This is a genomic window from uncultured Sulfitobacter sp., from assembly GCF_947500075.1.
GTDB lineage: Bacteria > Pseudomonadota > Alphaproteobacteria > Rhodobacterales > Rhodobacteraceae > Sulfitobacter.
On sequence record NZ_CANMQS010000012.1, the window covers coordinates 55,279 to 80,812 of the forward strand.

Sequence of the window (25,534 nt, forward strand, 5' to 3'; positions counted from 1 at the left end):
CGCACCGATCGAAAGAAGACCGCCGCTTGTGGAATCCGTCTCGGCAATGGCGTCGTTGTTGGCTTCGGCAAGAACCACGATGTCTGCAGCGGGCGAGTTGATATCGGCATTGCTGCCAATCTCTGCCTCGGTCACCGCCTCGGACGTAATATCCGCCTGAGCGTTTGAATCGTTCACACCGACAAGACCGCCGGCAACGGCATTTGACGTCGCCTTGGCGTCGTTGTCCGCCGTCGCACGTACATTGATCCCGCCCGCGCCGGTTACATCAATATCGACAACTGCACGGGTCTTCGCACCAACGCTTGCGACAGGTTTCGTTGTGGAAACCGCTGCCAAACCACCGGTTTTCGCATCCGAGAAGGCAATCGCATCGCTGTCGCTGGTTGCGACAAATCCAAGATTACCGCTGATGGCCGCACTGGACCCATTCGCCGCTGTCGCTTCGGTCCGGGCATTGTTGCCGACCGTAGCGCTCGACCCGGCCGAGCCAAAGCTGATCGCCCCGAGGCCGAGTGTTTCAGTACGCGCCCAAGCGTAATTGTCGCTGTCCGCGGCAACGCTGACATCCCCGCCATCGGTGATGTCACCATTCATCTGCGCTCGCACAGCGCCGTCGACGGTGGAAGTCGTCCGAACCACTGAAATGCTGGCCAGCAGCGCTCCGTTGAAGGATTCGACCTTGCTGATTGCGCGGTTCTGCGCCTGTGCCGCGCCACCATCGCTGTTGGTTGCGCCCGCACGCACGCCATGTGTTGCATCTACTGTCACAACATCAGCCGCGACACTCGCCGATCCGCCGATGCGTGCAACGATATCCGCTTCGGACCCGATGGTCGCCGTGCCCTGCGCACCACTGCCACCCAAGAGGCTGACTGAAAGCAGCTTTGCGGTTGCTTGCGCGTCATTGCTGCCAATCGCATCGATATCGAGCGAGGCCGCATCGGTATCGCCATCCGTCAACGTGCCATCGAATGCGGCAGTTACGCCGCCGTTGATGGTTGCAGTTGGCAACATCACCGTGATGGCAATGATGCCGCCGGTGCCGCCGTTTGACACTGCATCCGCTTCGTTGCGACCCGTCGCGTTGACCGTGACAGCCGCACCCGCAACGGTCAGAACCGCCGCTGATCCAACGCTGGCCACGACATCCGCTGCGCTGCTGATTTCCGCAATCGCGCTTGCGCCGGCACCACCTGCAAGCCCGATGGCAATTGCAAGCGCCTTGGCATCGGCTTTGTTATCACCATCCGCATCTACCGTCACAGCGCTGGCATCAGTGACATCGCCATCCATCGTGGCTTTCACAGCGCCGCCAACCTTGGCTTTCAGCTCTGCCGCCGCAATTCCGACGACACCGCCCGCACCGACATCACTGTTGGTAATCGCATCATTGTCGCCGGTCGCAGTCACGTCCAACGCACCGTCTGTTGATAGTTGCGCCGTATCCGTCACGCGGGCCACGACATTTGCGCCCTCAACCAGATTGCCGGAAGAGCTGTCATCGCCGAGGATCTCGACAGATGCACCTGTCCCGGAGCCGCTCAAACCGAAGGAACCGGAAACGGCCAGCGTTTCGGTCTCGGCGTAATTGCGACCATCCGCATTGACGGTGATATTGGCGGATTCCAGCACGTCGCCGGCAACTTCGGCAATAACCGACCCGCCAACGCGCGCTTCGCTCAAGAAGACCGCAGCACCGGCAAAGGCACCACCGCCGCCGCCCTTGGCGGAACCCTTGGCATAATTGCCAAGGCCAGTTGTGCGCGCATCGACTGTAACGTTACCCGTGGTGCGGACCATTGCCGCAGCACCCAGACGCGCTGTGATGTCCGCGTCAGTTGTCACTTCGGCAACCGCGTTTGCGCCTGCGCCACCAGCTACAAGACCAACTGCTACCGCAATCGCTTCGGCATTCGCGGTGTTCTCACCGCGCGCATTCACTGTCAGGCTGGAAGCGGCATTGTCTGCCGCCATCTGGCCCGAGAATTCGGAAAGCACCGCACCGCCAACCTTGGCAGTAGGCAGCATTGCCGCGATGGAAAGCGACAGCGAAGCAGCGCCGCCATTCGCTTTGGAACGGGCATTGTTGTCGCCCGTCGCGGTAACCGATACCGGCGCATTCGGTGTTGTCAGCACAGCCGTGCTGCCCACCTTGGCTTCCACATCGGCTGCGGAGGTGACTTCTGCCGTCGCCCCTGCACCCGCGCCACCCGCAAGGCCAACCGCGATGGTCAGCGCCTCTGCATCGGCGTTGTTGTTGCCGGTCGCGGTGACAGTCACCGCATTTGCATCATTCACGTCGCCGTTCATTTCGGCAATGACCGCGCCGCCGACCTTGGCGCTCAGCACCGCGCCTGCGACACCGACAAGACCGCCGGAGCCTGCGTCGCTTCTGGTCTTAGCATCGTTGTCGCCTGTTGCGGTCACAAGCAGCGCACCTGTCGTGGTGATATTGGCGGCAGCGCCGACCTTGGCCACGATGTCAGCCTGGTTTGTGATTTCGCTCACGGTCCCGGTGCCTGCTGCGGCGAAGGACCCGATGGCAACGGCCAAGGTGTCGCCATCCGCAAGATTGCGGCCATTGGCCGTGACCGAGACGGACTCCGAGCTGGTCACATCGCCGTTCATTTCGGAGCGCACGCCACCTGCAACGGTCGCTTCGCTCAACATCACTGTGCCAGCGGCCAGAAGACCCCCTGCCCCGCCGCGCGCTTGTGCTTTGGCGCGGTTGAATTCGGGCTCAACGGATGGTGCGAAGATATCGATGGAGATGGCATCCAGTGCCGCCTCATTGGCTGTAATGCTGGTGTGTGCTGCATCAACGGTGATCGCGTCACCGCTCATCGACACGCCGGAACCTACAACCGCTTCGATGTCGGCAGTATCCAGAATGCGCGCTGTGGCTTTGGCACCATTTCCGGCAAGCCCAAAGGACACGTTGGCAATCAATGCATCAGCAACCGCATCGTTGGAGCCATCTGCGCTGATGTCGATGTTGCTGTCCGCAGAGAGCGTTGTATTGCCCGCCGCACCCGCTTGAATGCGCCCGCCAATCTCGGCCGTTGGCGCTGCAACGCCGACGGCTGCAACGCCGCTGACGCTGATACCGAGGGTCTTGGCATCCGCATCCCGCTCACCGGAGGCATCGATGGTGATGTCGCCCTGCGTCGCTGTGACAGATGTGCCCGAGCCTTGCGGCGTTTCCCCATCACGTGTGCCCGCAAAAGCTTCGGTGACGGAATTGATGTTGGCGTTGGCAAGGCTCACGTCGATGCCCACCAGACCGCTGAAGTTGGCGCTGATGTTCTGGGCGGTCGCGGACTCCGTGCTTTCCGCGTCAATGTTCACTTCGGTCGCACTGACCGTCGCATCTTCACCCACATAGGCCAGCGTGCGGCCTGCGACCGTCGCATCCGTGAGTGTCAGGCCGATGGTGATACCTAACGAGCCACCCATGCTCAGCGGGGTTGCCGCGGTGGTCAGCGTCGCATCGCTGGTCACGTTCAGCGCGCCGCTTGTCAGGGTCAGGTTTGTGGCGCCGGGTGCCGGGTTCTGGTTCGCGATGGTCACTTCGGCGTTCGGGTTGAACGCAAAGTTGGGCGAACCGGACCGGATCAGGCTGTGGCTGCTGCCCGTACCCTGGCTCCGGAAGAAGATGTCGTTCTTGTAGACCGCAACATCACCGATGTCGTTGCCATCCTCATCCAGCACATCTTCCAACGTCCATTCTGCAAGGCGAATGGTGCCATCATCATCGGTCAGGACATAATAGACCTGTCCATCTTCCAGACCTTCGATGGCATCGCCACCCCCGCTGGAATAGGTCACCAGCTCTCCTTCCGTGAAGGCGGTATTGCCCACGTAGATGGAGTTGCTGGCAACATCCACGACGTCGCGCGCCTGACGGGTGCGATCGCCCACATAGGATTCCGTTGTCCGGTCTACTGCGCCGTTGATCACCGAGACGCCAACCGCGAGGCCGCCGCTCAACACAACGTTGGTGCCATCTGGCGTTGCTGTCGCGATGGAATCTGCCGTCACATCCATGTTGGCGGCATTGACTGTCGTCGCGCCGTCCACGAAGCCACGTGTGGCTCCGCCCAGTGTTGCATCCGCGATCAGCACGGAGACAGCAGCCCCGAGGCTTGCCGCAACCCCCAGGGATTCCGCTTCTGCGGTATGGTTGCTGTCCGCATCCACCAGAACCTCGTCGCCAATTGCAGTCAGCGACGCGTTGCGCGCATAGGCTTCGACAGTGCTGTCCAGATTGGTCTGGCTGACCGCACCAGCACCAGCCGCACCAAAGGCGGCAGCAATGGCAGCAACGCTGGCCGTCGCATTCACAGTCTGGGTTGCATCTGCATCAATAGTGATCGCACCGGAACCCGGTGCACCATTTGCGGTCACGCTGCTGTCTGACACATGCGCGCTGATCTCGTTCTTGACGTCATTGAACGCAAGACCGACACCCACTGCAACACCCACAAGACCACCGGCGGTCGCGACGGAGACCACGGATGTGGACACATCGGTAGTGTCGTTTGCCCGTACCGTGACCGCACCGGAGGCAGTCACATCAGACCCGCTATCGATGCTTGCATTGATGCTGGCGTTCATGTCGTTGCGTCCAAGCGCACCGGAACCCGCCGCTGCACCACCAATGCCAACGGCAAGGGCAACAGCGACCGCAGCCGGCGTTGCCACGATGGTGGATGTGGCATCCGCATCCACCGTCACATCGCCTGCTTCAGCTTCGACCACGGAATTCGAAATCCGCGCATTCGTGCTGCCGCTATGATCATTGGTCGCCTGCGCCGCCGAGACGGAGAAGGCCACAGCCACAAGACCCGCAGCAACGGAAACCGCCGCCGCATCTGCATCAGCGTCAACCATCAGGTTCTCAGTCGCGTCGACCAGAACGAAGGTGGCGGCCCGGACGGCCTGCATATCGGCAGCATCAGAGTTTTCAATCGCTGCAGTAATTTCACTGTTCACGGTGTTCGACGTAACTGCCGCAGCAACAGAGCCGGAAATCCCGACCGTACCGCCACCAATCGCAATGGCCACGCCGATGCCATCCACTTCGACCTCGGCGACAGAATCCGCAGTCACCGTCACATTGCCTTCGGCATCTACGTCGCTATCGGAAATGATCGCCCGGACAGCCGCACCATATGTATTTGATGCCGTTGCAATTGAAACGCTGATCCCGATCCCGACCGTGCCGCTGACGGCAACCGCAAGGCTGACCGCAACGGAATCGGTGTCTATGATCATCTGATCATGCGCACGCACCAGCACGGAGCCTTCAGCGTCAATCACACTGTCGGCACCGATCAAGGCAACCGTGGTGGAGGACACATCCGTGTCGGCAATCGACAAACCAAAGGCGGCAGAAATGGACGCTGTGCCAGACGCGGAGATGGCCACAGCCACACCGACCGCAAGCGTATCAAGATCCGCATCAGACGTCGCCTGCACGCGCAGCACGCTGCTGCCTTCGTGGGTGATCCCACTGCCCAGGATCGCAGCCTGAGTGGTCATCTGGTATTCGGTCTTTGAGATCGCAACCGCACCTGCGAGGGAGATCGCAGCCGCACCGCTCACCGCAATTGCAGCAGCAGCCGCAACAGTCAGCGTGTCCACATCCGCGCGGTCCAGCGCATCGACGGTCACTTCGTTGGCAGTAACCGTCGCATTCTCGATCTCTGCCGTGACCGAACCGGTCACCTTGGCAGTCGCCGTCGCACCTGCACCGGCACCGGCCAGCGCGAAGCTGCCACTGCCTGCCACTGACAGCGCCGCGGAGATGGAGGTGACATTGATATCCTGACGGTCTGAGCCGAACACATTCGCCGCGTCAACATCAACCGCACCGGAGGCATCGACTTCCGCCCCGTTGCCTATCTTGGCCAGAACGGCATGGGCCATATCAACCTCAGCCACGCCAACCGCAACAGCCAGTGAGATTGCTGCGTTGGAGCTGATGGAAACAGCCGCCGCAACGGAAACCGCTGTGGTTGTCACAGTGTTGGTGCCATAGGCTTCGACATCGACGCTTGTTGCGCCGGTAATGGAACCACCCATGATGCTGGCTTCTGTGATGCCCGCAATCTGCGTGCCGGGATCGAAGGAGAATTCATCCGCACCTTCATCGTAGGCGTAGCCGCCGACATTCGTGCGTACAACCGCAGCCGCAACACCAATCGCTGCATTGGACCCCACCGCAACGCTGACAGACGCCGCAACTGCAACCGTGTTGATATCCGTATCACTGCGCGCAAAGACATTGACGATACCCGGATTGGTGATCGTGCTGTTGGAAATCCGCGCCAGTGTCGCGGTCTGCGCCGCGATGGAGGCCAGCGTGACAGAGACGCTCAGGCTCACCGCAGCACCGGAAGAGATACCCGCGCTGATCGCTGCTGCAACACCGACCGTATCAATATCAGCCTTGTCATCTGCCGTGACGGTCACGTTGCCCACATTCGTCAGCGTAGAGCCCGCAATCTCAGCCGACACCGCATTCGTCATGATGCTGTTTGCCACAACAACCGACCCTGCGCCGCTGATCCCGACGCTACCTGCACTTGCAGAGACAGAGATGCTCGCCGCGACACCGACGGTCTGCACTTTCGTTGTGTTCTCAGCCGACACATCCACATTGCCGCCCGCGTCAATGGCCGAGCCATCCTCGATCGCGGCACGCACGGTTGTGCCCACACTGTTGTCCACGGCGACAACCGCCACTGCAACGGAGATACCCGCACCACCGCTGGACACACCCAACGAAAGGGCTGCCGCCACACCCGTTGATGTGACTTGAGTCGCGTCGGTTGCATCCACGCTCACACCGCTGAGGCTGGTGACATCCGAACCGTCGATGCGCGCAGTCACCACGTTGTCCAGATCGTTGTTGATCCCGACACCCGCGCCAGCACCACCAATGGACACACCACCGGAACTGGCTGAGACGGAAACGCTTGCCGCAACAGCCACGACCTTGACCTGACCGGAGGCCGCAGCCGCCACGTCAACGTCATTGCCGTCAACGGTCGAATCCTCGATCAGCGCCTCGGTTCTGCCGGTGCTTTCATTCACTGCCGTTGTCTCGGCCACGGTGAGGGAGACCGTCGCCCCACCCGAGCTTGCTGCGACACCGACCGCAGCCGCCACAACCGTGGCACCCATCTTGGGTGCGATGGTTTCCGTCTGCGCCCACAGATCAATGGCCGACCCACCCGATGGCGTCAGGCTATGACCGCCCGCCAGACCGGCAGAGGTCAGATTGATCGCAATACCGAGGTTCGCGTTGGCCAGGCTGTCGGCCAGCTTGATCCGGCCGTCTTTGCCCTCGATCACGAAGTAGTCAATGGGATCACCCATGTCATCGACAGGCTCAAGCCCGCCGATGTCTGGCAAACCGCCATTGTCATAGGTCACGATGTCGCCGGTCGTCAGACCCGCCGCATCACCCACATAGATGCTATCATCCGCAGTATCGACAATCGTGATCTCACGGCCCTTGCCGCCGGGATCACCGATGTAGACCGTCTCGGTCAGATCAGCTTCGGTCGCCCCGGTGCCGCCATCTGTCGCGGTAAACTTGGACAGGCTGTGCTGGCTGCCGACACTGTTGGAAGTCAGATCAATCGCAGTCCCGTTTGCGGCATTCACCGCTGAGGTTGCGAGCCGGATCTTTCCATCCTCCGCTTCGATCACATAGTAGATGTCATTGTTCTGGCTGGTGATTTCCTCATCCGCATTGCGGCTCAGCGGTGCGTCGGTCAGACCACCGATGTTGAAGGACGCACGCTCTGCCGGATCTTCAGAAGAACTGCCGTTGCGGTAAATCACCGCGTCGCCTGTGCTGAACCCTGCGTCTTCGCCGACGTAGATGGTGTTCGCTGTCGGATCGACAATGTCTTCCCGCAGGCGGGTGTTGATCGTTGTACCTGTGCCGTCCTGCTCAACCGCATCGACGGTCACCGCGCCTTCGGCATCCACGGTGCTGTCTTGGATCAGCGCCTGCGCTTCACCGGTGAAGGTGTTGCGCGCATTGGCACCGGCAAAATTCACGTTGATGGCCGTACCGCTGGAGGCAGAGACGGAAACCGACGCTGCAATCGTCTTGACCAGCAGTGTGGTGCCGGAAACGACGTCGATGTCCACAAACTGCGGTGTCACAAGGGTCGAATTCACGACGCCTGACGTGACCGATGTGCCCACTTCATTGAAGGACAGTGCAACCGACACGGAGCCGGAGAAGGACAGGCTGCCGCCACTCACGCCAACTGAGATTGAAGCGGAGATGTTCAGGGCGTCGACCACCGCAGTGTTGCGCGCCAGGATGGTCGCGCTTTGCGCCTCAACCCCCTGCCCGTCCGCCACATCACTGTCGCGGATCAATGCTTCGGCACTGCCATTCACAGTGTTGGAGGCGAGCGCAAGAACCACGGATACACCAGCCGCGATGCTGCTGTTGGATGCAGAAACCGCAATGCTTGCCGCGATGCCAATCACGTCGACCCGACCTGCGTTCAAGGCTGTCAGGGTCAGTGCCCCGCCGGCATTCAGCGTGCTGTCATCAATCAACGCGCTTGTCGCGGTAGTGATGGTGTTTTCCGCAACCGAAATGACGATGTCCAATGCCACGGCGGCACCAGATCCGGTGCTTGCTGTGACAGAGGCAGAGGCCGCGATAACCTTGGCATCAATCGTCGCATTGTTTGTCGCGTCGATATTCGCCGCACCTGTCAGCGTGACATCAGCGCCACCCAGAAGACCGGCGTTGATCTCGTTGCCGATTGTGTTGAAGGCAAACGCGCCCGTACCGGCGCCGCCAAGGCTCATGCTGCCGCTGGAAATGGTGACCGCGACCGATGCCGCGACAGAGACGACGTTGATCTCAGACGTCGAGCTCGCCTGCGCATCAAGGCTGGCCGCCTGAATTGCGCCGCCGGTGATGGTGGCATCCGTCCGGTTCTGGATGTCGTTATAGGCCACAGAGGCATTGATCGACACACCAACAGAGGTGCTGTTGCTGTTCGTGACCGAAATTTTGGCCGAGACAAGGTCTGCGGAAATCTCCGTATCATCCTGCGCAAAGAGCATGATCGCGCCGGTGGACGTCACATCCGCGCCATTCATCGTAGCGTCGACATCGGTGTCCATCTCGTTCACCGCAACTGCGGCTTGCGCGCCGAGGTTCAGGCTGTTGCCCCCAGACGAGTTGGAGATGCTCACCCCGGCCATGACCGTGACCACGTCAATCGTGGCGTCCGACCGCGCATCAAGCGCGACACTGTCCGCCGTCACTTCAACCCCATCAATTGTGGCGCGTGTGATGTTGCTGGCCTGATCATCGGTGAATGTCAGATCCATCGGATCGTTGGTGCCGTCATCTGCGGGCCGCATGTCAGGATCTTCTTCGCCCAGCACGATTGTGCCGTCACCCAGACCAATCCGGTTTACGGCAACGGTTGCACCCAGCGTACCGCTGACAGAGCTGCCGGAGGAGGAGTTGGAGAAGCCGATTTGCGCGCCAATCGCCGTGGCATCAATATCAGCCGAGTTTGTTGCCGTGACATTAACCGCGCCGCCTGCGTCCACGCTGGCATCCGCATCGCCTGCGCCATTCAGCGCCGCGATGGTATCGCTGTCGATCTCGTTGACGGCAATCGCGCCAGTGACCTGCGCGCTGAGAGCGGAACCGTCAGACGAATTCGACAGGGTCACAGAAGCCCCGATCGCATGGGTCTCAATATCCGCATCATTTGCGGCCGTCACATCAACCGCACCATCCGTATCAATGCTGCCACCGTCCATGCCAGCCTGCGTGATCAGGTTCAGATCGTTGAACGCACCACCAACGGCCACGCCAACGGCATTGCCGCCATTGGCGAGCGACAGGACACCTGCAACGCTGAGCGCGTCAATCTTGGCGTCGTTGACCGCGTCAAAGCTGACACCGGCATCCGCATCCACGTCTGTTTCGACGATCCGCGCACGGGTGGTTGAGGTAACCTCGTTCACGACGACGGAAATGCCCACAGCTGCGGTGCTGGAATTGTCACCGGTGCTGATGACCAGCGCCGCGCTGCCGCCATCGGCGACAATCTCGGAATCGTCACGGGCATCCATGTCAAGCGACCCGGTTGTGGTCACCGTGCTGCCAGCGCCGATCTCGGCCAGTTGCTCCTGGGTGACCAGGTTCACCGCAACGCTGCCGGCGCCTGCGAACTTGGTGCCGCCACTGCCCTGGCTGCTGCCACTGCTGACGGTGCCTGCAACCGAGATGGTCAGATTGTCGATGTCGGTGGCACCGCGCGCATCGCCGCGCACGCCGCCGCCCGTCGCGGTCAGGGTGTTGTCACCAAGCGCGCGCGCCCATGTCTCATTCTCAACAACGTTGACAGACACCGCGCCTGTCAGGCCACCATCGCCGTTATAGGCAAAGGACAAACCGCCCGTGATGTTGTCGATGTTGGTGCTGTCCACGCCGCGCATCAACACACCCTGACCCGCATTCGCGCCAGTGTTAACGGCGTTGATCGAAGCGCCCGTGCCGATGATCCCCTTAGTCTCACCCTTGTGCACGACGACCGTGACGGACCCCGCAACGGAGATGTCATTGTTGCTGTCGCTGGACCCACCGCCGCCGGAGCTGCCACCGCTGGACTGCTGCCCAAGCGACGCAGAAGCCGCAATGGCCAGTGCCGTAATCTCATCCAGGCTGGTCGCCACAATGGCCACCCCGCGGACGGATTCCGTGCCTTGATCGCCCATCGCGTCGTAATTGCCGTCACGCACGTCAGCCGCTGTATTGCCGCGGCCGGTGACAGTTGCACCGTCGCCAATCACCGCAACCGTCTCATCCAGATCGACCAGAACGCCGATTGAGATACCCACGCTCGACCCACTCAGGGAAACACCCAACGTGCCAGCGTAGCTTTCAGTCTCAGTTTTGCTGTCAGCGGTCACAACAACCGTACCGTCCGCGTCGATAATCAGATCACCGGTCTGCGGATCGGTGTTGTCATTGTCACGACCAGCAATCGCGCGGGTATTGGTCAGATTGACCAGCACGTTCAGGCTGCCTGCACCGGAGGTGCTGTCGCCCACGCCCGCATTTGCGGTCAGCTGGAAGTAATCCTCCACACTCAGCGCTTCGACCTTGACGTTGCCGTCCGCGTTCAGCGTCGTTGTAGCCCCCGATGGGGACAAGGACACCAGAGCTTCTGTCGTTTTCTCAACGATTGTCACGTCCAGACCAACACCAACACCTGCGGCATCCTTGGAACCTGCAAGCGTGCCCGCAAAGTTCGTCAGCTCAACACTGTCGCTGGCAGTGACGTCTATATCGTCTCCCGCATTGACAGTGGCACCCCCGCCGATAGACGCTCTGGTTGTCGGCAAGATGATGTTGATCACACCAGAGCCCGCGCCAGCATCCGCGCCCGACCCAATGGATGCACCAAGCGCAAGCGCAGAGACGTTGATGCCCGTCTCACTGTCGAGGAATTCAACCCCATCCAGCAGTGGAATAATCAATTCCAGATCAGAGAGATCGGTGCTGGCGTCCACGCCAACGGAACCCGTAGCGGTTACATCCGCGCCCGCTCCGATTGCAGCCTTGCTTTCTGTCTCCAGAACATTGACGACAACCGCAGCACCAACACTTGTGCTGGAACCGCCACCACCGCCGCCGCCACTTGTTTTCACGAACGACCCACCGGCCGCTGCGTTGATCAGACCGATGTCCAGCCGCGATGTGACGTCTATATCACCCGAAGTGGCATTCACCGTCGCATTGTCCGCGATGGAGGCAGATGTATCCATCACCAGCACATTCACGCCAGCCGACCCGGCCACGGATGTTGTGGAGGACGACCCACCGCCACCGCCACCACCGCCGCCGCTGGACGTGGATTGCTTCGCACCGCCACCAGCGAGTGCCAGAATGCGGAATTCGTTCTCTTCGCCTTCGGAGGTACCCGCTTCTACATTCACAGAACCGGCTGTTGTTGAGCCATTGCCGAGCGACGCCGTGGTGTCACCAAGACCCACGTTCACGCCGACCGCTGCACCAACCGTCGTGCCGCCTTCGTTGGACAGGGCCAGACCTGTGACCTGCGTATCCGCATCAACATCGCTGATTGCCTTGACGTTCAACGCACCGCTTGCATCTACCGTGCGACCATCCACAATAACGGCAGAGACGTCAGGCTTGACCACCGTACCACCAAGGGCCGCTGCCACCTGAATGGAAGACCCTCGGCTCTGGGTGGAAGATTGCTGTGCATTACCGCCCTGACCGCCGGGGTTTGCTGTCTCGCTCTCCGCGCGGGTGTTGGCGCTTTGCACCTGTGCTTCGGGCTGCGGCGTGGACAGGCTGCTGTCTGACCGTGTGTCGATGAAGTTGCTTTCCTGCGAGGTCCGCTGATCGGTTGTCTGCTGGTTGTTTGTGCCGGTCTTCTTTTCTGCACCCTGCGACGATCCGGTCACAAGCGTGGTCGCATCCATTTCGCTGGTTGCTGTCACATCAACGTCAGACGCCGTGCGCGCGCCGGTTGAGACGTCACGATCCAGCAGTGCGGAGGTATCATCCTCAGCCCAGCCAAGGGCCACTGCAGCGCCCACACCGGTCTTGCCACCTTTGGTGTCCGCATCCGCTTCGGTCTGCATCCGCAGCTTGTTGTCCGCCGTCACGCCCAGGTTGCCACCCACATCAAAGAGCGCAGTGCCCCCTGTAACAGACGCATCCGTATTGTTCTCTGACACAGCAACTGCCACCGCGCCACCGACACCGGTGCCGGAGGCACCTACGGTGGAACCGGCCTGTGCGATCGTGACCATGGTGTGATCACCATCGGCATCCGCGGCAAAGTTTCCGTCGCCTTCAAACGTTGCACCCGGCGTAACGCTTGCTGTGGTGTTGTGGTCTGCAACCGCAATTGCAAAGCCAAGGCCGACACCGGTACTGGTGCCCGTTGTGGCGATATTCGGCAATGCCCGTGTCAGTGTGTATGTGTCGGCTTCCGCTTTGACACCGCTGTCACCAGCCTGTGCCGTGACCACCGCGCCGTCCCCGAGGGTGGCCGTTGTGGTGCCATTGGTCACATCAACGGCGAGGGAACCTGCCACGCTGGTTTTGCCGCCACCTGCACCTGAACGCGCATCGGCATTGCTGGAATGCGTGGCATTGGTCAGCGTATGTGTGCCGCCATCGCCATCACTGGTCAGCTCAATCGCGTCCAGTGTCAGCGCTTGTTCAAAGGTCTCTGCCAGTTGCAAAGACCCGTCGTTTGCCACAATGGCATAATAGGTCTTGCCCGTGGTCAGCCCGCCAATGTCGGTGCCGCCGCCGTTGTAGACAACGCTGTCGCCGGTTTGCAGACCCTGTGGCCGCTCCAGTTCAAGCGCGAAACGCTCTTCATCGGGGTCAAACTCAACATTGTCGTTGCCCGTCCGCTCCAACACATGCGCGTCGCCCATACCCTGATCTTCAAGATCAATCGCGTCGCCATCCGCCTCAGAAGCAAGCTGGATGAAGCCTTCTTCATCACCGAGGATCACGAAATAGGTCTCACCGTCAGTCAGACCTTCGATGTCGGTGCCGCCACCGTTCCTGTAAACAACTTCCTCATTCGCCTCGAATGCCTCATCAGGGGCAAGGAACAGCGTGTTGTCTTCCGTGTTCACCAACTGGGACGTGGCAACTTCAAATTCAGTCTCACGCTCGGCCATGACAGCCTGCACTTCGACGCCTGAACCGGACACATCCGCATGGCTGATTGTCGCAAGATTGTTGGCGTTGGAGACGTTGATGCCAATCGCGGCACCAACCGTGGTGCCTGTTGTCTCATTGGTGGCGGAGCCATCCGCAAAGGCAGCCGCATCGGCATTCGCCTTGCTTTCCACCAATACCGCGCCATCCGCATCCAAAGTCGCGCGGTCGGCAATCGTGCCTGTGACCCGCGCTTCGGCGTTCAGCTCGGAGACGTTAACGGCGATCGACGCCGCAACAGTCACTGCACCGCTGGAGGTCTGGCCGTTGTTCTGCGCACCCACTTGCTGGTTTGTGCCACCGCGGGTGTTGGCGGTATTCACCTGGCTGTCTGTCTGCTGCTGGGCCGTGGAATCCTCGGAACCCTCTTCCTTGGAACCCGCCGCACTTGATACCGCATCAGCACGGGAAGCGCCAAGGCCGGTTGCCGTGACGGTCGCTGCGCCATCGGTGGTTACCGAACCTGCAACCGCCGACAACACGTTATCTTCTGCAACGGTCACACCAATCGCAACACCAACGGCCGCCTTGGTGCCATCAGCAGACCCTTCAGCCCGCGTCCGCGTATCCCCATCCAGCGACGCGGAGATGGTCACATCGCCCGTCCCGACCGAAGACGCATCTGCACCCACTTCAGCCGTCACATCGTTCTGAATGGCGGTGATCGCCGCAACTGCACCAATTCCGGTGCCGCCGGTGACATCCGCCCCGCCAATGGCAATCGCTTCTGCCTGATGGCTGCCTTCGGCTTCGATGTTGAGGCTGCCAACACCTGTCAGTGTCGCATTGTCTGTCAACCGCGCTTCGGCATTCATGTCTGCAATATTGAGCGCAAAGGACGCGCCCACCCCAACGGTAGAGCCTGTCTGTTCCGTATTGGTCGTGCCGCCGTTGCTGTTGGCGTCCGTGCCGGTGCCCGTTCCGGACCCACCACCCATGCCGCCGCCCATATCACCGCTGCCACCTTCTTCGGCTTCGGTGCCGGTGCTTTCCTGCGCTGAAGTTGCGATGGCATCGCTTTCCATGGCGTTCGCGGCCTTGATGATCACATCACCGGAATCATCACCCGTATAGACAACTCCCGACCCGACAGTCGCGGAGGTGTTCACATCAGACAGGTTCAGCGCAAAGGCACCTGCAACACCAAGACCTTCACCGGAGGCACCGGATGTCGCACCCGCTTCGCTCTTGCTGACACCGTCACCGCCGTCTTCATAGGTCAACGCCTGAACGGTCAGGCCACCTGAATTGATCGTCGCGTTATCAAGGTTTGCGGTGATGTCGCCGTCTGCCTTCACAATCGCCACAGCCGCACCGATACCCGCAGTGCCCGCATTGGTCGCGGTGCCATCTGCCCGCGCTTTGCCATCCGCATTGCCGCGTGCCGTCATGGAAACCGCACCGGCAGCGGTGATCACCAGCCCATCCGCGATCACGGCACCGGCATTGAATTCCGTCAGGTCCAGCGCAATTGCACCCGCAATTGTCAGCGCTCCATCCGATGTAGAGGCGTCCGGCGTTGTCGTCTGTGCGCTTCCCTCACCCGAGGTCCGGCGCGATGCAGCCTGGGTATTGGCCGTCTCGGCCTGCATTTCATTTGTGTCGTTGACCGTCTCTTCCTCGGCCATTGGATCCATCGGATCCTCTTCTTCCTTCTCTGCGCCCGCGGCGGAGGCTTCCGCCTCTGTCCGGCTTCCTGCGGTGCCCTGTGCCAGCAGCGTCACGCCACCACCCGCATCCACATTGCGCGACAGCGTGGCCAGCACTTCGTCCTCGGCAATCGTCAAGCCGAAGGAGATACCAACAGCTGTGTCCGCACCAACGGCATCGCCCTTGGCAACGGTTACAGTATCCGCTTCATGGGTGGCCGTGATGTTCAAATCACCCGACAGATCCAGCAAACCACCCGTGCCGACATTCGCCGTTGTGGTGTTTGCAATGACCGACAGACCCAGAACAGGTGTCACGGCTGTACCGCCTTCGGCACCACCTTCTACGTCAACCCGCGCATCATAGGTGCCTTTGGCAGTGACATTGATGTCCCCTGCCCCGGTGATGGTGACACCGTCGTTCAAAGAAGATGTCGTCGCGTGATCGGTCACGTTCAGACCAAAGCTGGCACCCACACCCGTTGCGCCGTCTTCTTCGCTGGACTGAGCGGCTTTCGCGCTCGCCGCAGCGAAGTTTGCCGCTTCGGCGCTGACATCCACATTGCCGTCACCGGTCATGGTCACGTTTGCAGCACCATCAACAACGGCACGTACCGCAGTTTCGGCCACGTTAATGCCAACCGAGCCTGCAATGCCCACGTTGCCGCCCGACGCACCCGAAACCGCATCCGCTGCCGCGCGATGGACGGAATCCGTCAACGTGTGCTCTTCCAACGTTCCGGCAGAGGTGATCTCAATCGCGTCACCCGCCATCGCGTTGTCGCGGCTTTCAGCCAGCGCAATGCCGCCTTCACCGTCTGCGATCACGTAGTATGTTGTGCCGTCTTCCAGACCGCCAATATCATCGCCCATTCCGCTTGCATAAACCAGCGCGTCGCCGGTCCGCAGGTTGTCCGCATCATCAGAGGAAAGGGAGAAACGTTCTTCGGTTGGTGTGAAGGTGACCGGTTCGGAATCCGGCTCAACAGACAGAAGCGTATGGTCATCACCTGCACCCTGGCTGGCGAAATCGATAGCGGTGCCAGCGGTCGCATTTGCCTCGGATGTCGCAAGCTGTACCAGCCCGTCTTCACCCTTGATGATGAAGTAGGACGTTACCTCATCCAGCCCGCCAACAGCAGTGCCGCCCGCTGCATTGTACTTGACCTCATTACCGGTCTCAAATTCATGATCTTCGCCAAGGAAGATCGTGTTGTCTTCAATGTCTACGCCTGTCGCTGTCTCGACACTCAATTCGGACGTGCGCTCAAACATACCCGCTTCGACGGTCATGCCGTTGGCCGTGACAATGCTGCCATTGGTCAGCGCAGCTACGCCTGGCTTGGCGACGTTGATGCCCACGGCAGCGCCGACGGTGCCGGATGTGCCGTTGGCCGCTTCACCTGTGGCATCAGCCCAGCTGTCCTGATTGCCCTTGGCACGCAGCACAAATGCGCCGGATGCCATGACCGTCACGCCGGTGGCGACCTCTGCCAGCACGGAAGAGGAATCGATGTTGATCGCAACGGCAGCAGCGACGGAGAGGGATCCATCACCTGTGTTCGCATCTGGTGCTTCGGTCTCGGATGATGCCTCACCCGACCGCGCGCTCGCCTGAGAGTTGGCGAAGTTCTGTTGTTCCTGGTTGCCCTCGTCGACCGCGCCCTCTTCTGTCTCCGGGCTTTCATCATCTTCAGCGGCACCCGCAGCAGAGGCTGCGGAGACAGTCTTGCTCCGCGCGGAACTGTTGGCGGCGAAGGTCACGGCACCAGCAGTTGCTGTCACATCGCGCATCAGCTGCGCTGTTGCACTTTCCTCGTTGATCGTAAGGCCGAAGGACAGACCGACAGCCGTGCTGCCGCCTTCCGCATCGCCTTCGGCGGCTGTGTTGGTCTGACCGTTGTGCGTGGCCGTGGCCGAGACGGACTCCGCCTCAAGCAAGCCGCCGGTGCCGATCAGAACAGAGGTATCATTGAAGTTCGTTGTGATCGCGACAACCGCGGCGGCAACAGTGCCACCACCGGATGCCGCACCTTTGGCAAGCGTCTCTGCCGTGTGGGTCGCGTCTGCGGTCAGGGTGATTGCACCGGCACCTGTGATCACGGCATCATCTGCCACAGCGGCAGTCGTGTTCTGATCCAGAATGGTCAGTGCAACGGACGCCCCAATGCCCAAAGCTTCGCCTGATGCGCCGTCTTCGTTTGGTACCGCTTTGGTTGAAACGGCTGTCTCTGCTTGCGCCGCCAATGTCAGGTCATTGCCACCAAGGGCAACACCTGCTCCGGCGCCGTTTTGGACGATCGCTTCGACCTCATTCAGCACCACATGAATCGCCAGCGAACCCGCGATACCAGTCTGGCTCCCTTCGCCCGCACCGGAGACGGCTTCGACCGCAAAGGTCTCACCGGCAGCCATGGTGGCGGAGACGTTGATCGCATCCGCGCTCAACGAGCCGCTGTCAAAAATCTCTGCCCGGTTGGTGGTATCGACGACACCCACAACGACCGCAACGCCAACACCTGTTGAGCCTGCGCCTGTTGTGGACCCGTCCGCCTTGGCCAATACGGAATCGGTGCTGGTCGCGCTCAGCTCAAGATCGCCATCGGTTTCAAGCGACCCTGTCGTATTGATCGTTGCGGTCGTTTCAGGACGATAGTCCGAGACCACCACAGCGCCCGCGAAGGACACCGCCCCATCAGATGTCTGCGCCATGTCAGACGTATCACCATCCTGGTTGGGGTCTTCGAGACGTTCGTTGGACTGGCTGTCACCACCTGCATCCTGCGCACCACCTGCGGTTGAGTATGCAACAGTCTCTACGCTGGAGGTCAGGCTGGCAGCAAGCGTAATGAAGTCCGCAGCATCGCCGCCGTTTCCAGTGATCGACGCACTGTCGAGAACGGCAACGGAGGTATCGGCAGACACTTCGGTTACGGCCAATGTCGCACCAACGGCACTGCCTTCGGCACCACCATCGGCAGTTGATTTGATGTCCAGAACAGTATCCGCGACGAGTTTAATCTCACCACCGGACTGGATAGACGTCGCGCCGGACACTTCGATTGAAGAAGAAGAAACAAGCACAACGACAGAAACGGCCGCATCAGCTGTTTCGGCATCATCGGTACCGGGATCGTCATCAACATCGCTGGCGTCTGTTTCGTCCTCGAAGGACGCTGTGACGTTCACAATCGCCTGCGCGGCAAGGGAGCCTGCGGTCAAGGCGGTGCCGTCCATCTTGATGTCAGCTGTCGGCAGCAACGTCAGCAGGGTTGCATCCACGACGCCGCCCAGACTGCTGGGCGTGGCGTCAATGGTAACAGTTGCCGTAGCATTCAGTGCCACATCACCCGTTGCCGTGATATCCGCGCCAGACAGGTCAATCTCGACCTGCGGCAGTGCGACGAAGAGCCCGTCAAACAGACCGCCCAACTCACCGTTTGGCACCACACCGCCGTCGTCTTCTTCTTCGGCATTCAGGGTGATATCCGTCGCAATCAGCGTGCCATTGATGTCGATCTTCTCTGCGTTGATCTCAAGTGCAGCGGTGGTGACATTCCCTGCGAGGATAACGATGTCTCTGCCGTCACCGCCGGTTACAGTCAGGTTTGTTCCTGACAGGTCAATCGCGTTGCCGCTGCCATCAATCGTGAATTCATCACGAGAGACAAACGGCACATCTTCGTCTTCGCCCAAATTGATTGTCAGACTGCTGACGGGCTTCACGAAAGTAATGGATTCGAACGTCTGCAACAGACCTGCATTCGTCGCGACCGTCAGCATGCCATCGTTTTCTTGCGTCAGCGACGCCGTATCGGATTCGTCCGACAGCGTAATCTCGCGGTCCGCCAGATCCATGTTATCAATGATCGGCTCAAGCCCATCATAGGTCAGCACATCACCATCGCGGGTGATCGTGCCGGAGGTCGGACCGGTAGCATAGTACTCAACACTTGAGAACGTGCCGCCATCCAGCACCATTGTGTCAAAACCAGCGTCGCCGCCGTCCATCGTGCCGTCCAGACGCCCTTCGGCACCTACCACAAACACGTCTTCATTGTCGGCCTGGCCAATCAGGTTCTCAACCGCAACAAAGGCGATGCCTTCGACATCGCCAGAGTTATGACCTGTAAGATTCCAGACGGTGTCGCTGGGTGGGCCGGTCAGGCCGTCGGTGCCTGCACCGCCCGCAACCAGCACTTTGCCAACTGCAGTCTGATCAACGCTGTCATACGCGATGTCATCATCACCTTCCCCTGCATCCAGCGTGAAGCTGTCGCCGGGGGCCGTAAAGGAGTAGTCGAGCAATGCGCCATCAACGGACGACACACGCGTTTGACCGTCACCCCCTGAAATGCGGAAGCTGTTCCCCATGTCGGAACGGTCTTCCATCACACGGCTGTCGGCACTGGTCGCGTCAACCACGTGCTCCACACCGCTCAGATTGATCGCGGCAGACCCATCAGCGCCCAACAGATCAACACGACCCTCGCCCTGTCCTGTCGCGCCCAGTGTCACCGCATCGCCTGCACCACCGGAGAGCATGACGGTATCCATGCCGCCCTCCCCCATGAACTCGATCTCAACCGGGAAGACGAACCCGTCTGAGAAATCCAGCTCCAGTACATCATCCGCGCTTGTGCCCTGAACCCGCACAAGTGTCATTTCCTGAACCAGCCGGTGACCCAGCTGATTGCCGGTCTCCTTGCTGATGACCGAGATGCTTTCGGTCAGGCTGTCATAGCGCAGCGAAAGCTCGGTTCCGTCCTCGCCCATGTCGACAAGGAAGGGGGCCGGGTCCGCAGACAGCAGGTAGCGAGGCTCCAGAGCCTCCATCCGCAGACCAGCGCCTTCGCCGGTACCGCGTATCGTGCGTCTAGATCGGAAAATCGAGGCTTGTTCCGAATCAAGTTGTTTCCGCTTTGGAAACAGGGCGTTCGGTTTTCCGAAACGCGCGGAGCGGAAAAAGGATCGATCACCGCCAAATGGAAAGGACATGGCTCCCCCAATCTTAAAAATTGCGTCTTTTCAAAATGTTAACAACGCACTAATCACTCTAAACAATAGAAAACGGGTAAATCGCCTGGTTCAGAACAAACGATAAGTCCATTTTTCTCCAATAAATAGTAGACTTAGCTACACTTTGGCACTGTCCCCAAATGGGGGCAGACGGTCTGTTATCCGATCGCCGACGATAGACATCGAGACAGCGAAATTATGTCAATTTTTGGACTGTTTTTGGCTTAATAATGCCTTAGTTGGATCATATCCGATACGCGAGGACGCGCCAGACATCTTAGACCTTCAGGCGCAGTTTTTACCAGTAGTTGACGGGGGCCATCCACGGCGTTTCCGTTCCATGTTTTGAGGCCCGAGATGAACGAGACTTCCAGCGCGTCCAACGCTCTTCCAACGCTCACAAACGAACAGATCGCAAGGCATCTCACGGATGACTTTTGGGATTGGGAGGAGGTCGGGCGCCACTATTTTCAGCCCGCCGATGGCCGCACGATCACAGTCAATCTGGATGGGCTGACCGAAGACGGTCGCACCTTGGCACGGGCCGCGCTGCAAAGCTGGGCAGACGTGACACCTTTGGTTTTCGTCGAAGTGTCTACCATTGCTGACATCAACTTTGATGATGAAGCCAATGGAGCGATCACGAATTTCACGTATTCCGGCGACCAGATGTTGTCCGCAGATATCAACATCTCCACCGGTTGGGTGGCCTTCTACGGGACTGGATACGACACCTATTCCATGCAGACCTATATCCATGAAATAGGCCACGCTCTGGGACTAGGGCATGCGGGTTTCTACGACGGGGATGCAAGATACGGCAACGACGCGCACTACGCCAACGACAGTTGGCAGGTGTCGCTGATGTCCTATTTCAGCCAAACCAACAACACTGCGATTGATGCGGATCTGGCCTATGCCGTTACACCAATGATCGCGGATCTGCTGGCGATCGAGGATCTTTATGGTCCTGTAAGTGTCAACTTGGGTCCGACGGTTTATGGTGCCAATTCAAACGTTGACGGCTACATGGAAGAGCTGTTCAACACGTTCTTCGACCCCGGTTGGCGGGTGCCTGAATTCTCTTTCACCATCAAGGATACTGGTGGCCGCGACACGCTTGATTTTTCCAATGAGCTCGCGGATCAGCGCCTTGATCTGAGGCCCGGTGGCATCTCTGATGTCGGGGGTATTGTCGGGAATATGGTGATCGCCGAAGACACGCTCATTGAATGGGCCTATGGCGGACGGGGTGATGACCTGATCATCGGCAACATCCAGGCCAACAAGCTGGTCGGTGACGAAGGCAACGATGTGATCACGGGCGGTCAGCTGCGTGATTTTCTGGATGGTGGTCCCGGCAACGACGTCCTGACTGGCAATGGCGGTCCGGATAACCTGAAGGGACGGGGCGGCAATGATCGCCTCAATGGGGGCTACGGAGACGATATTATCTCCGGCCAAGGTGGCAACGATATCATGGAAGGTGGCCCAGGCGCCGACCGCTTTGATTTCAACTTCGGCACCGACATCATTCTCGACTTCGAGGATGATGTGGACACCCTTTGGCTGGATGACCGTTTCTGGTCCGGAACGCTCAACGTGGCAGAGGTCCTGGACGCCTATATCAATGATGCAGAAACAACCGCCAACAGCGTGACATTCCGTTTTGACAGCGGTGAAAGCCTCCGTATCGAAGGCATCGGGGATGAGACATTGCTGCTTGATGATATCGTGTTCTTCTAGGACACATTCGAAGCCCTGGAACCCGATAGATTATGAAAAGAAAAAGGACGGCAGGACAAACCTGCCGTCCTTTTTTCTGGAGCATTGTGATCCCGCTTCAAGCGGATCAGCTGTCCCCTTCTTTCATCGCTGTCGCCATGCTGCCCAAGAGCGGGTTGAGCATGTAGTCCATCAGGGTCTGCTCTCCGGTTTCGATCATCGCCTGGGCAGGCATGCCAGGCAACGCCTCAACATTCTGGAGCGCTGCGATCTGTTCCGGTGGAACGGTGATATCCACGCGGTAGAATGGGCGACCAGTTGCCGGGTCAACAGTTGCGTCTGCCGCAACATGGGTGACCGTACCCGTCACAGGCGGTGTGCTGCGGAAGCTGTACGCCGTCAGCCGCACGACGGCCTCACCGCCTTGTTTAACCTCATCAATGTCAGACAAGGCAATCTGTGTTTCCAATACAAGATCGCCATCGAGAGGCACGATTTCCAACAGGGGATCACCGCTATCAATCACCGCACCCAAGGTGTTGATGGACAGGTTCACAACACGGCCGGCGCGCGGCGCACGGATCGTCTGGCGGGCCTGCACGTCGTCAACTGCGTCCAGCCGCTGGCGGAGGTCGAAGATACGCTCTTCAACACCCTGACGTTCGTCGGAATTGCGCCGCAGGCGGTCACGGCGGATTTGCAGCATCCGTTCCTGCATTTCGCTTGCGCGGACCAGCGTACCTTCACGTTGGCTATCCAGTTGCGCAAGATCCCCAATCAGGCGGCTCTCACGCTGCAAGGTATTGCTCAACCGGGTCTTCGTCACCAACCCCTGCTGGTACAGATCATCAAGAGCAGCACGGTCTTCCTGCAAAAGATCAAGTTGCGTCTGGAAGGCGGCACGGCGTTTGTCCTGCCCGCTCAGCTGCTCATTGAGCTGCGTCATCCGGCTTTTGAGGATTTCAACCTGGCCATTCTCAAGATCGTTATTTGTCTCGAACACAGCCTTCTGCGCATCCAGCAGAGCAGAAAGACGCGCGTCCCGCTCAATCAGTTCCAGAAGCTCTTGCGAGGGCACAATTTCGTCCGCCTCCAAAAGTTCAGCCTGTAGCCGGGAATGCTGCGCCAGCGCGGAAGCAAGCTGATTGGTCAAAATGCCAAGTTGTGCTTCGGTGCGAGTCCCGTTGAGCACCGCCAGAATTTGACCTTCCTCTACGGTTTCCCCTTCGACCACGTTGATTTCCTCAACGATGCCACCTTCAAAGTGCTGGACGACCAGGCGGTCACCCAGAACCTTGAATTGCCCGTTGGAGACAACGGCGCTGGTCATTTGAGCCGTTGAGGCCCAGAACAATAGGCCCCCAAACAGGCCAAAGCCACAGAACGCCATCCAGAACACCAGGCTCCGCACACGAGTGGGCGGCTTTGTTGGCAGCTTTGCATCAGGCATACGATCCAGAAAGCCGGACTTTTCGAGGGCCACCTGGGTTGGTTTGATCTCTGCAAGGGTCATGATGCTTCTCCCGCGTCCTTAGAACCAGTCTCGTTGTTGTTGGTCTTGCCTTCAGCAGGCTGCCGCAACACCGCGACCTTTGGGTCGGTGACTTCGGACTTCGTCAGCGGTTGTGTCACCGCATCAATAATGTCACGTGCCGCACCGAACCGTGCGAGACGTCCTTCTTGCAAGAGTGCCGCATGGCTGACGCACCGTAGCAGGTTCATGCGGTGGGTGACCACCACAACAATGGCACCACGATCCGTTGCGGTTTGAATGGCCTGCGCAAGAGCTGCCTCCCCTTCCGGGTCGAGGTTTGCGTTTGGCTCATCCAGAACGATCAACTTGCGGTTTCCAAAGAACGCACGGGCAAGACCGATCCGCTGCCGCTGACCAGCAGAGAGGAACTCCCCGCGCGGGCCGACTTCGGCGTTGTAGCCGCCGGGCAATTGCAGGATCAGCTGGTGGACGTTCGCCAATTTGGCTGCGGCAACAACATCAGATGGTTTCGCATTTGGATCCATCATCGCAATGTTCTCGGCGATCGTGCCTTTGAACAATTCGACCCGTTGCGGCAGGAAACCGGTGTATTGACCGATCTGTTCTGGATCCCAGTCCGTCAGGGCAGCGTCATCGATACGGATGTGCCCCCGTGCCAGCGGCTGCAACCCAACCAAGGTCCGCGCCAATGTCGTCTTGCCCGCGCCGGACGGACCAATCAGACCAAGGGATTCACCGGGCTTGAGGTCAAAGCTGACATCAAAGACAACCGGGTTCTGGCGGCCGGGCAGGACAACTGTCGCATTTTCGACGGACAGATACCCTTCAGGCTCCGGCATCTCCATGCGCTCAGGTTCTTTGTCCAGATGCGACAACAGAATGTTGAGGCGTTCGCGCGCGGCCCGCGCGGTCAGCAGACCACGCCACCCGGCGATCGACTGCTCCATCGGTGCAGCTGCGCGACCCAGAAGGATGGATGTCGCAATCATCAGACCAGGTGTCAGCTGGTTCATGGTGACCAACACCACGCCAACACCAAGAACGGCAATCTGAAGCGCCATCCGAACAAACTTCGCAGCGGATGTCATGATTGCCATTCGGTCAGAGGCGAGTGTGCCAAACACGATTGCGGAGAAGGAACGTACTGTCCACCGCTCAACCTGCACACGGGTCTTGCCCATGGCATGTATGATTTCAGCGTTTTGCATCATCTCTTCAACGGCGCTGTTGGCTTCACGTGCCGCGTCTGCGGCGTTCGCATCGGGCTCCCGGCCAACAAGTTCGTTGATGATACCAAGCGCCAGCAAGATGCCGATGCCAATGACGGAAACAATCCCAAGGATAGGGCTAAAGGTAAAAATCAAAGCAACAAAGAGAAGCGACCATGGAACATCCAGCAATGCGATGAAGATGGGGCTGGTCACAAAACCGCGGATGTCTTGTACGTCGCGGATTGGCTGCGCGGATTGCAGCTCAGGTGGAACGCGACCGCTGACCATACCGGACAGAACAATCGGGTTCAGTCGTGCCTCAAGCCGGGTGCCCAGTCGATTGACGAGCCGTTGGCGAATGGCATCAAAGATAAAGTAGAAAACGAGAGCAATGGCAGCGCCCATGGTCAGGGCAATCAGGGTAGACATGCTTCCCGATGCGAGGACCCGGGAAAACAGCTGCAACATATACAGTGGCGCCGTTAAGATCAGTAGGTTAACAAAAATACTGGCAACAAAGATGGATGTGATTACACCACGTTGCCCATCAAAAACACGCTTGGATTTCATCTGGTGTCCCCCCGGACGCACAAAGATTGAAATTATGTAGAGATCCTAGAAAACGGCGCCCTGGCTCAAGGAC

4 protein-coding genes (1 of these 4 cut by a window edge) are annotated in these 25,534 nt (G+C 59.5%); 1 reads left to right on the forward strand and 3 read right to left on the reverse strand.

All coding sequences use genetic code 11. From position 1 onward, the window contains the following. Window positions 1-20,277, reverse strand: partial view of an LEPR-XLL domain-containing protein gene (locus Q1A91_RS22600; RefSeq protein WP_299882912.1) — the 5' portion only. The gene continues 15,360 nt to the left of window position 1, outside the view; 20,277 of the gene's 35,637 nt are visible here — the first part of the coding sequence; the start codon lies at window positions 20,275-20,277; the stop codon falls past the left edge of the window. Window positions 20,278-20,817: 540 nt separating this feature from the next. On the opposite strand from Q1A91_RS22600, the gene Q1A91_RS22605 reads away from it, so the two are divergent. Then, window positions 20,818-22,206 (forward strand): M10 family metallopeptidase, encoded by a 1,389-nt coding sequence (locus Q1A91_RS22605; protein WP_299882914.1) that lies wholly within the window; start codon window positions 20,818-20,820, stop codon window positions 22,204-22,206. Window positions 22,207-22,312: 106 nt separating this feature from the next. Here the strand turns inward: Q1A91_RS22605 and Q1A91_RS22610 are convergent, their stop codons facing one another. Together Q1A91_RS22610 and Q1A91_RS22615 are read right to left on the reverse strand one after the other, a co-directional pair. Beyond that, window positions 22,313-23,698, reverse strand: coding sequence for an HlyD family type I secretion periplasmic adaptor subunit (locus tag Q1A91_RS22610; RefSeq protein WP_299882916.1), 1,386 nt, complete (start codon window positions 23,696-23,698; stop codon window positions 22,313-22,315). Beyond that, window positions 23,695-25,461, reverse strand: a complete 1,767-nt coding sequence (locus Q1A91_RS22615; protein WP_299882918.1) for a type I secretion system permease/ATPase — start codon at window positions 25,459-25,461, stop codon at window positions 23,695-23,697. Before Q1A91_RS22615 ends, Q1A91_RS22610 begins: the two co-directional genes overlap by 4 nt. Between the last annotated feature and the right edge of the window lie 73 nt (window positions 25,462-25,534).